This window comes from Blautia sp. 1001283B150304_161114_C9, from assembly GCF_015668165.1.
Classification (GTDB): Bacteria; Bacillota; Clostridia; order Lachnospirales; family Lachnospiraceae; genus Blautia_A; species Blautia_A wexlerae.
Genome location: NZ_JADPGO010000033.1, coordinates 34,675 through 44,634, shown reverse-complemented (window position 1 = coordinate 44,634; position 9,960 = coordinate 34,675). Strand labels below are relative to the sequence as shown.

The 9,960-nt window shown below is 40.1% G+C and carries 7 protein-coding genes; all 7 read right to left on the bottom strand.

The genetic code is table 11. The features are described 5' to 3' along the window. Nucleotides 1-149 precede the first annotated feature (149 nt). The gene (locus I4V44_RS14550; RefSeq protein WP_243097796.1) at nt 150-2,006 is read right to left on the bottom strand and encodes a DUF4340 domain-containing protein; all 1,857 of its coding nucleotides are present in this window, start codon (nt 2,004-2,006) and stop codon (nt 150-152) included. Further along, complete coding sequence (locus I4V44_RS14545; protein WP_055200605.1) at nt 2,007-3,491, bottom strand: GldG family protein; 1,485 nt, start codon at nt 3,489-3,491, stop codon at nt 2,007-2,009. A gap of 17 nt (nt 3,492-3,508) precedes the next feature. Next, on the bottom strand, nt 3,509-4,372 hold the full coding sequence (locus tag I4V44_RS14540; RefSeq protein WP_025578455.1) for an ABC transporter permease subunit: 864 nt from the start codon (nt 4,370-4,372) through the stop codon (nt 3,509-3,511). A 2-nt stretch (nt 4,373-4,374) separates the two neighbouring features. Next, nucleotides 4,375-5,448: an ABC transporter ATP-binding protein gene (locus tag I4V44_RS14535; protein WP_118587942.1), complete on the bottom strand. Its 1,074-nt coding sequence runs from the start codon at nt 5,446-5,448 to the stop codon at nt 4,375-4,377. Between the two features lie 233 nt (nt 5,449-5,681). Further along, nucleotides 5,682-6,404 carry a 16S rRNA (guanine(527)-N(7))-methyltransferase RsmG gene (gene rsmG / locus I4V44_RS14530; protein WP_118569594.1) on the bottom strand — a complete coding sequence of 241 codons (723 nt, stop codon included), beginning with the start codon at nt 6,402-6,404 and terminating at the stop codon, nt 5,682-5,684. A 183-nt stretch (nt 6,405-6,587) separates the two neighbouring features. Further along, nucleotides 6,588-8,462, bottom strand: a complete 1,875-nt coding sequence (gene mnmG / locus I4V44_RS14525) for a tRNA uridine-5-carboxymethylaminomethyl(34) synthesis enzyme MnmG (RefSeq protein WP_120062270.1) — start codon at nt 8,460-8,462, stop codon at nt 6,588-6,590. 70 nt (nt 8,463-8,532) lie between these two features. Continuing rightward, nucleotides 8,533-9,906: a tRNA uridine-5-carboxymethylaminomethyl(34) synthesis GTPase MnmE gene (mnmE, locus tag I4V44_RS14520; protein ID WP_196002874.1), complete on the bottom strand. Its 1,374-nt coding sequence runs from the start codon at nt 9,904-9,906 to the stop codon at nt 8,533-8,535. Between the last annotated feature and the right edge of the window lie 54 nt (nt 9,907-9,960).

Genomic DNA, 9,960 nt, shown 5'->3' with positions numbered 1-9,960 from the left:
TTTATTTGTTTTCCAAAGCTCCGTTTTTCGGATCAGCGAAAAACTCCACAATGGCAAACAGGGCTTTGCCCTAACAACAAAAAGTGAGGCAGGCATATGGAAGAAATTCTATATGCCTGCCTCACTTTTTTATAGATTCGTTTATTCTTTTACTCTTCTGTACTGTCCGTTTCCTGAGAATCTGTATTCTCCTCTTCGGATGTATCAGAATCGTTTGTTATGCCGGCTGTTTCAGATGTACTGTCATCGGACTCTTCTATGCTCTCACCTGGCATATCTGTTGAATCTGATTTAGTATCATCTGTTGTTGCTTCGTCTGAATCTGTCTTATCTGAACTATCTTCTTCTGTTCCAACAACTGATTCAAATGCTGTGAACAGTTCTTTTACATTCATCTTATTTACGAGATATACTTTATTATCCACCACTGCTGCATAATAGTTTGTATCGTAGCTATAGTATGCAACTTCCTGTATATCACCGTCTTCTTCTGTAAATGTAGCTGTCAGTTCTGCATCACCGTCAGGTTCATATTTATCTGTCAGACGTTTCTGAGCCGTCATGTTGATCAGTTTATTGTAGAATGTTGTAAATGTTGTTTCATCCAGATCAGAACCATTCAGTTTATAGGTAACTGTTTCTGTATCGTTTCCATCATCATCTGTGGATGTTTCACGTGAAACATTTACTTTATAATCACTGCCCTGATAATTTACTTTGAGGCTTCCGAGGCTGTTTAAAGATACATAACTTACTGTCATATCCCAGAAGTCTTCTTCTGATTTATCAGTGAGCGCGGACAGAGTATCCGTTGACATCGTATAGACTTCATTGCTGTCATTTACCATGACATATCTGCTGCTGTCATCTGTTTCATTTCCAACAAGAATTGTAAGCTGCTTATCTGCCATCTTAGTTTCTTCTTCCGAAGAATCCTCATTGTCTGATGCACTGTCTGAGTTTTCTGATGTTTCATCTTCTGCTTCTTCACCGTCAGTATCTTCAGCCTCAGATGTTTCATCCGTAGTTTCACTTACACTTTCGTCTGATTCTGTATCCTGTTCAGCATCGTCACTGTTTTCTTCCACAGATGAAGCATCTTCATCTGCCGCCTCACCGGAAGCTGTCGTATCATCTTGTGTGTCTCCATCAGTGTCATCATCAGCAACTTCTTCCTGATAATCTACTGTGATTGTTGCATATGGTTTATCCAGACCATATTTGCTCTTGTCGTCGCATTTATAATCTGCAAGTGAACTATATGCCATGCTTCCGAATGAGGATACCAGAGAACTTACGGTAGCTGAGTCTGCTTTTTCTTCATCCTCGCTGCCTTTTACTGACCAGGTACTTGTATCTTCGTCTTTTGATAATTCATAGGAATTATCGCCGTCTACAGAAATTTTTGTAATGGTATCTGTATTGGAAATTGCAGGGAAATCTTCCATCTGCGCATAATCATTCAATGATTTGGTAAACGGCTCTACGCAGGAAGAATCTATCAGGTATACTGTCTTCTCATCATCATCTTTTCTTACATAATACTGACTGGTGGAGGAATTTTCATCTCCCACATACAGTGTAGTTGTTATGTCATCGCCATCTTCCTCATCAGATTTTGTTACAATCTTAATCGTGTTTGACGGAGAGTCCAGACCATATTCTGAAAGATCATCTACGTCCTCCAGAACTCTGTCTGAATCGACAGATGCAATAGCAGATGCTGCACTGTCCAGAGTAGTCTGATTTACCGGAAAATCTGTTTCGTCTTTCTTTACCCAGCTGTCATCATCTTTTTCAAATGTTGTCTCTGTATCATCAACCATAAAATCCAGAGATTTAATGTTATCTGTTGATGCAGTAAATACAGTTGTGCTTTCTTCAGAATCTTCTTCGGATTCTTTCTGCTCCTGATGGGCTACGTAGGTTTTTACACCTGCGTAAGCCCCGCAGCAGACACCAAGAACTACAACTGCAAGAACCATTTTTACAGTTTTATTCTTCATTTAAGCTTTTCTCCTCTTCATCCAGACTGCAAACCCTACAACAAGGAAGAATCCAGGAATCAGACCGATGGTGCAGATCTTCCAGAATGCAGCATCATAGTCTGTAAGTGTCAGATAAGATACAGACAGGCTCTTGGATGGGATAGATACGGTTGCACTGTCTTCTGTGTCTGTCATCCACTTCAGGGATTCGATGATCAGCTTCTCATTTCCGCCGGATACCATCTGGTTTACCTGTGATTCCATCAGATTGGATGTTGAATAGTATACGATCTGCGTTTCTTTGTCATCATCCAGAGTCTCTGTGATGCTTACTCCCAGATCAAATGGGCCAGCTTCGTCTCCGTCTTCTTTCTCCAGAGTATCACTGTTCAGATCTGTCTTGGAATATGCCTGGTCTGATGTGGTGAGGATACTGTTGATCGTTACGGTATCTCTTACATCATCCATTTTTTTGATTCCCTGTGCATATGGTACAAGTACATAATATCCTCCGGAAACAGTCTCAGAGCTTGCATCTGTGCTGTTTATAGTCGGAACCAGATAATATGGCATCTGCATTGCATAATGCTGATTATCACCTTCAAATACGATTCCAGCTTCTCTCTGAACACCATAGTTTTCCAGAACTGCATCAAAGTTTGGCAGGTCTTCTGTTGTATAATCAGAGAAAATCATCGCCTTTCCGCCATTTTCAAGATAATCAATAATAGCAGTCTTTTCATCTTCTGAAATATCTGTGGACGGGGAATCAATGAACAGGCAGTCTGCATCATCCGGAACACTTCCCTCTGTAAGAAGATTCAGAGACTGAATATCCATGTTTGCCTTCTCGATGTCTTCTTTGATAGTAGAATCCATCTCCTTCTCACCATGTCCCTCGAGTGTATAAAGAATCGGGAGATCTTCGGATGTTACATATCCAATCGCACTTGTGATCTGACCTTCACCGTCGAAACCAGTGGTCTGAGAGCTGTAGGTCTGATAGTCCATTGTACTCTCATAAATATTGTTGTAATCAATGACTTTGTTTCTGTCACCGCATACAACGATCAGACTGTTTGCAGAAAGATCATCACTTGTATATTCTGTTACAAATTTAGGATTTACTACAGGATCCTTCTGCTCTACTTTAATATGCTTGGATTCATCTTCATATTTCTTAAGCAGATTGGTAATATTCTCATCTTCAGAACCGCTCTGTGCAATCTGATAAATTGTTACGTCCTTGTCCAGATCTTTCAGCATTGCTTTTGTATCATCACCAATACTGTAGAGTTTCTGGCTGCTGATATCAATTTCTGAATATTTGGACGGAATCGCATTTACGATCATGTTGAGCACTACAACTACTGCAATAAATATCACTGACATAACCATTGTGTAAGAGCCGTTTTTGATATGCTTCTTACTGATGGTGCCAATCAGTTTCTTTTTGTCAAATTTTTTATGCTTATTATTTTTCATCTTTTCTTTCAGTTTCATTTTCTTTCACCTCCCCACTAATTCCAGCGTCTCTTCAAAATAGACTGTGTTGTAAGGAACAGGCATACTGCGATCACAGAAAGAAAATATACAATTCCTTTTATATCAAAGATGTTACTTGTAAAATTATCAAAGTGTCCGCTCAGATTAAACACATCCAGGACTTTCTGAATACCGCCCTCAAAAATACTGGATTTTACTACATAAATAATAATCAGTGCCACTTCTCCGATCACACCGATCACTGCTGAGATCAGAATATTCTTGATCATGGTATAGATAATGATGGCTGCTGCCAGGATCAATAACCCAAATGTCACGCATGTCGACATAGATGTCTGAGAGAAGAATGAAGAAATACCATTCATCATGTAAAATGCAAATAAGAAAACAAATGTGAGTACCGCTGCAATTACCTGGCTCTCAGTTAATGCTGACATAAATACACCGATTGCAATATTTGCACATCCCAGGAGAAAGAATCCCAGGACTGCTGTATATGCAGATGCAAACTCTACTGTGCCAAACCTGGACATAATCAGCGGATAAGTACACATAACTGCCATCGGAACAGCAAATACAGTTACCAGTGCAAGATATTTACCTATTACAATACCGCTCACAGAAACCGGTGCTGTCAGAAGCAGCTGATCTGTTTTCTGTTTTCTTTCCTCTGCAAGTACACGCATAGTCAAAATCGGTACTCCGATCAGGAATGCAAAGGTAATTGCACTTAAGGTGTATTCAAATTTCGGATATGCTGCTGAAAGCTGATATGCTGAAAAATAAATACCTGTCAGTACAAGAATGAAAAAGATAAATAAATATCCTACCATGGATGTCAGGTAACTTTTCAGCTCTCTTTTATATATAGCTGTCATGGTTATTTCTCTCCCCCTTTATCATTATTCTGTTCTTCCGGTATTTCTGCTGATGTCTGTTTTACGTTTGTCTCGTTTGATTTACCGGCATCAGTATCTTTATCTTCAGGTGTATTTGGGACTTCGTCTGCAGATATTGGTTTATCGGATGCAGTAAGTTCAAGGAAGATTTCCTCCAGTGATACTTTCCTGGACTTCATCTCATAGATTGGGCTGTTAATCTCCGACATTTTGTAGAATACTTTTTCCCGAATGTCATTCTGCTCCTCTGTTGAAACTTTCACACTCCAGAGATTCTGTTTCTCATCTTTTTCCATTGTTACGCTGTTGACTCCCTCGATTCCCTCGAGAGCCTGCCTGATCTGTATTTTTTCACCTTTAATAAGCATCTCCAGAGTATTAGATCCCTCTGCAAGTTTTCCAAGATTCTCAGGAGTATCGCTTGCTACCAGTTTTCCATGAGAAATGATCAGCACGTAATCGCATACCGCACTTACTTCAGAAAGTATATGCGAGCTGAGAATAACGGTATGTTTCTTTTTTAATTCTTTAATTAAGGTTCGGATTTCAATAATCTGTTTAGGGTCAAGACCTACTGTCGGCTCATCCAGGATGATCACCTCCGGATACCCCATAATCGCCTCAGCAAGACCAACTCTCTGTCTGTAACCTTTTGACAGGTTCTTTATCAGACGGTTTCTCATGTCTGAAATCTTTACCATATCCATGACTTCTTCGATCATGTTTGCTTTTTTATCTTTTGGGATTTTCTTGAGATCTGCCACAAATTTCATGTATTCCAGGACAGTCATATCAAAATAGACCGGCGGCTGTTCAGGCAGATAACCGATACATTTCTTTGCCGCTTCCGGTTCTTCGAGGATATCGTGTCCGTCAATTTTGACGGTTCCTTCGGTGGATGCGATGTATCCGGTTATCATATTCATTGTAGTGGATTTTCCTGCACCGTTTGGTCCCAGAAATCCATAGATTTTGCCTTTCTCTATTTTAAAGGAAAGGTGGTCAACTGCCGTATGGTTACCATATCGTTTAACCAGATTGTTTACTTCAATCAATGTGTTCTCCTCCTCTTAATTTTTGCCAAAATAAAATATAGAAAATGTCCCCAGGTGAAACAGAGAATGGGGGAACCCGAGGACATCTCTATAAAAATAGTTTATGATGAAGTTGTGATGAAATTAGGATAAAAGTGTGATTATTCTGTGATGTTTGTTTGAAAAAAATAGCTGTCCCGAAATCTCGGCATTTTTTGCCAGAAGATTTCATGAGACAACTATACATAGATTTATTATGACAATGGTTCTTTTAATGGTGTTCCTGCTTTACGCGGATACTTTCCAGGTGTAGATTTTTTCTTATTTATAATGACAAGGGATCGGTCAATCTCAGAGTCCGGCAATTTAAAGTATGTGATGTCTTTCACCTGACCACCGAGGATATTGATTGCTTTCTCTGCTTCTTCTGCCTCTTCCTGTACAGTTCCTGATTTATAGGAAATGAAAGTTCCTCCTGTCTTTACATAAGGAAGACAATATTCTGACAGAGTTGCAAGGTTTGATACTGCCCTGGATACACAGAGATCATATTTCTCACGATACTCTTTATTTTTTGCATACTCTTCTGCTCTTCCATGAATCGCCTTAATCCCTTCTAATCCAAGAAGCTCAAAACTTTCCTCAAGGAAGTTTACCCTCTTTTTCAGAGAATCCAGCAGACATGCCTCCAGATGTGGAAAAGCAATTTTCAAAGGCACACCTGGAAATCCGGCACCTGTACCGATGTCCATAATTGTTTTTACTTTTGTCATATCAATGGCTTTTACACATGCAAGACTGTCAAGAAAGTGCTTTGTAAGTACTTCCTCAAACTCAGTAATACCTGTCAGATTCATAACCTTATTTTTTTCTACCAGAAATTCATAAAACTGGATAAACTGATTTTTCTGCTTCTGGCTCAGCTCTATACTCAGTTCTCTGCATCCATTTTCCAATGTCGTCAGATTATACGGCATGTATTATTCTCCTTTTTCTATCTTTATTATTTTCGCACACCTTACAGGGTTATTTTATGTGCTTTTATGTTTTTATTCGTCATTTAAAGTCCGTCATTCTGTTCTTTCGTATGTTCTTTTGTACTATTTTAATATTTTTCCAATTTTCCGTTTTTATAAGTACATTAAAACGTATTCTATTAATCATTTCGTACTGGAAAGATACACCAGTAAAACTGATATATCAGCAGGAGAAACTCCTGAAATTCGGGAAGCCTGTCCGATTGAAATCGGTCTGTATGCTTCCAGTTTCTGACGTGCTTCGATTCTCAGGCTTCCAACTTTCTCATAATCAAGATCTGTCGGGATTTTCTTTGATTCCAGTTTCTTAAACTGTTCTACCTGTTTTAACTGTCTGCGGATATATCCATCATACTTGATGTTAATGTCAACCTGTTCCTGTACATCCCATGGCAGTTCCGGACGTTCTTTATCAAGTGGTTTGATTGCTTCATAAGAAAGTTCCGGACGGCGGATCAGTTCTGCCAGAGTAGTTCCGGATTTCAGCGGTGTGCTGTTATAGCTTTCCAGAAGGGTCTGAACCTCTTTGTTTGCTCCGATATTTGTATGTTCTACTCTGCTGATCTCTGTTTTTATCTGTTCTTCTTTCGTAAGGATTTTCTGATAATCCTCTTCACTGATGAGCCCTGCCTGATATCCCTTTTTACGAAGTCTCAGATCCGCATTGTCCTGTCGGAGAAGTAATCTGTACTCCGCTCTGCTGGTCATCATTCTGTATGGCTCATGGTTTTCTTTTGTTACCAGATCATCAATAAGAACACCAATATAAGCCTCAGAACGGTCAAGAATCAGCTGTTCCTGACCTTTAACTTCCAGAGCAGCATTAATTCCTGCGATCAGTCCCTGCGCCGCTGCTTCTTCATACCCTGAACTTCCGTTAAACTGACCACCGCTGAACAGTCCTTTGATTTTCTTAAATTCCAGTGTAGGATATAACTGACGTGGATTAATACAGTCATATTCAATGGCATATGCATTTTTTACGATTTTTGCATGTTCCAGTCCCGGTACGGAATGATACATTTCTTCCTGCACATCTTCCGGCAGAGAGCTGGACATTCCACCAATATACATCTCATTTGTATAGAGACCTTCCGGCTCAATAAATACCTGATGACGATTCTTATCTGCAAAACGGACTACTTTATCTTCAATTGACGGGCAATAACGCGGACCGGTTCCTTCGATCATACCGGAATACAATGGAGAACGGTCAAGGTTTGCACGAATGATCTCATGAGTTTTCTCATTTGTATATGTCAGCCAGCAGGATTTCTGCTCTATCTGAACATCTTCCGGATTAGTTGAGAATGAAAATGGTACAACTCTCTCATCTCCAAACTGTTCCTCCATTTTACTGTAGTCAATTGTATTTCCGGCAATACGGGCAGGTGTTCCTGTTTTAAAACGGAACATTTCAATTCCCAGCTCTTTCAGAGAATCAGTCAGGTAGTTGGCTGCCTGCAGTCCGTTTGGTCCTGTATAATTACTTACATCACCGTAAATACATCTTGCTTTTAAATAAGTTCCTGTACAGAGGACCACTGCTTTACAGTTATAAGTTGCACCGGAATATGTTTTTACCCCTGTAATCTTTCCGTCCTCGACCAGAAGTTTTGTTACTTCTCCCTGTTTAATAGTCAGATTAGGTGTATTTTCAAGCGTTTTTCTCATTTCATTGCTGTATGCCTGTTTGTCAGCCTGCGCACGTAAGGAGTGCACTGCAGGTCCTTTGGAACAGTTAAGCATTTTGGACTGGATAAAGGTCTTGTCAATATTTTTTCCCATTTCACCGCCCAGGGCATCAAGCTCTCTTACCAGATGGCCTTTAGAACTGCCGCCTACGTTCGGGTTACATGGCATTAATGCGATACTGTCTACACTTACAGTAAACATCACTGTATTCAGGCCCAGGCGCGCGCCCGCAAGTGCTGCTTCACATCCGGCATGACCGGCACCGACTACAACAATATCATAATCTTCTACTAACGTTCTCATTTTGTCTCCTTTTATTTTACAACTGCTCATCCTATTCTTTCAAAAATCGCCGAAGGCGATTTTTTGATTTTTATTTACCCATGCAAAACTTGCTGAATATCTCATTTACCAGATCTTCACCAACAGACTCTCCGAGGATTTTACCCAGATTTTCATATGCATTCATAAGATCTATAGAAAAGAAATCTTCCGGCATTCCCATTTCGATACTGTTTCTAACCAGATCAAGGCTTCTGTCAGCCTCTTCCAGTGCTGCTTTATGACGGGCATTTGTAATATATACCTCATCATTAAAGGAAATCTCTCCTCCAAAAAACATTTCTTTAATCTGTTCTTCCAGTTCTGTAATGCCTTTTTCTTCTTTTGCAGAAATCGGAATTACAGGATGTCCTGTTTTTTCTTTCAGGATTTCCGGCTGGATTTCCGGCTGAAGATCAGTTTTATTATACAGGATAATCGCCTTTTTTCCAGTAAGCATTTCCATGATTTCTTCATCATTTTCGTCAAGCGGAACAGAAGAATCCACTACATAAAGAATCAGATCTGCTTTCTGTGCCATTTCTCTGGCTCTGTCTACCCCTATTTTTTCCACAATATCCTTTGTTTCCCGGATTCCGGCTGTATCAATAATCTTCAGAGATATTCCATGAAGTGTGACATATTCCTCCAGAATGTCTCTGGTCGTTCCTGCAATATCTGTCACAATAGCCCTGTTTTCTCCGATCAGAAGATTTAACAGTGAGGATTTTCCGGCATTTGGTTTTCCGAGGATAACTGTCTGGATTCCCTCCTGGATCATCTTTCCGTCAGAAGAAGTTTTCAACAGGCGCTTCACTTCTTTCTGTTCATTATCCACAACTTCCAGAAGTTCCTGGGGATATCCATCCAGACTGATATGTTCCGGATCATCCAGTGCCGATTCTATATATGCAATGTGATAAATCAGCTTTTCTCTGATATCTCGGATTGCTTTCTGCACAGAACCTCTTAACTGATCCATGGAACTGCGAAGCGCATATTCATTTTTCGCCTGTATAACATCCATAACAGCCTCTGCCTGGGACAGATCCATCCGTCCGTTCAGGAAGGCACGTTTGGTAAATTCTCCTGGTTCTGCAATTTCGGCACCATTTTTCAGCACTGTATCCAAAACCCTCTGCATAGCATATACACCACCATGACAGTCTATTTCTACTGTATCTTCTCCTGTAAAAGTCCTCGGTGCATGCATGATCATTACCAGAACCTCATCAATCAGTTCCTCTCCATCATAAATATATCCATAATGAATGGTATGAGTCGGAACTTCTTTTATTTTTTTCTTCCCGCCTTTTGATCTGTAGATACGGGAAATCACATCCATGGCATTCTCGCCGCTGATACGGATGATTCCGATTCCGGACGCACTCATGGCTGTGGAAATTGCTGCGATTGTTGTTTCCATTTTTTTCTCCTCACTTGCCTGTTCTATAATAGTTCCGCCCCTGCGGAACAGTAG

What these genes read in the sequence shown, in the direction of transcription:
- I4V44_RS14545 (WP_055200605.1), bottom strand. Translation starts at nt 3,491, where the DNA reads ATGAAACTGAAAGAAAAGATGAAAAATAATAAGCATAAAAAATTTGAC.
- mnmG (WP_120062270.1), bottom strand. Translation starts at nt 8,462, where the DNA reads ATGAGAACGTTAGTAGAAGATTATGATATTGTTGTAGTCGGTGCCGGT.
- mnmE (WP_196002874.1), bottom strand. Translation starts at nt 9,906, where the DNA reads ATGGAAACAACAATCGCAGCAATTTCCACAGCCATGAGTGCGTCCGGA.
- rsmG (WP_118569594.1), bottom strand. Translation starts at nt 6,404, where the DNA reads ATGCCGTATAATCTGACGACATTGGAAAATGGATGCAGAGAACTGAGT.
- I4V44_RS14550 (WP_243097796.1), bottom strand. Translation starts at nt 2,006, where the DNA reads ATGAAGAATAAAACTGTAAAAATGGTTCTTGCAGTTGTAGTTCTTGGT.
- I4V44_RS14540 (WP_025578455.1), bottom strand. Translation starts at nt 4,372, where the DNA reads ATGACAGCTATATATAAAAGAGAGCTGAAAAGTTACCTGACATCCATG.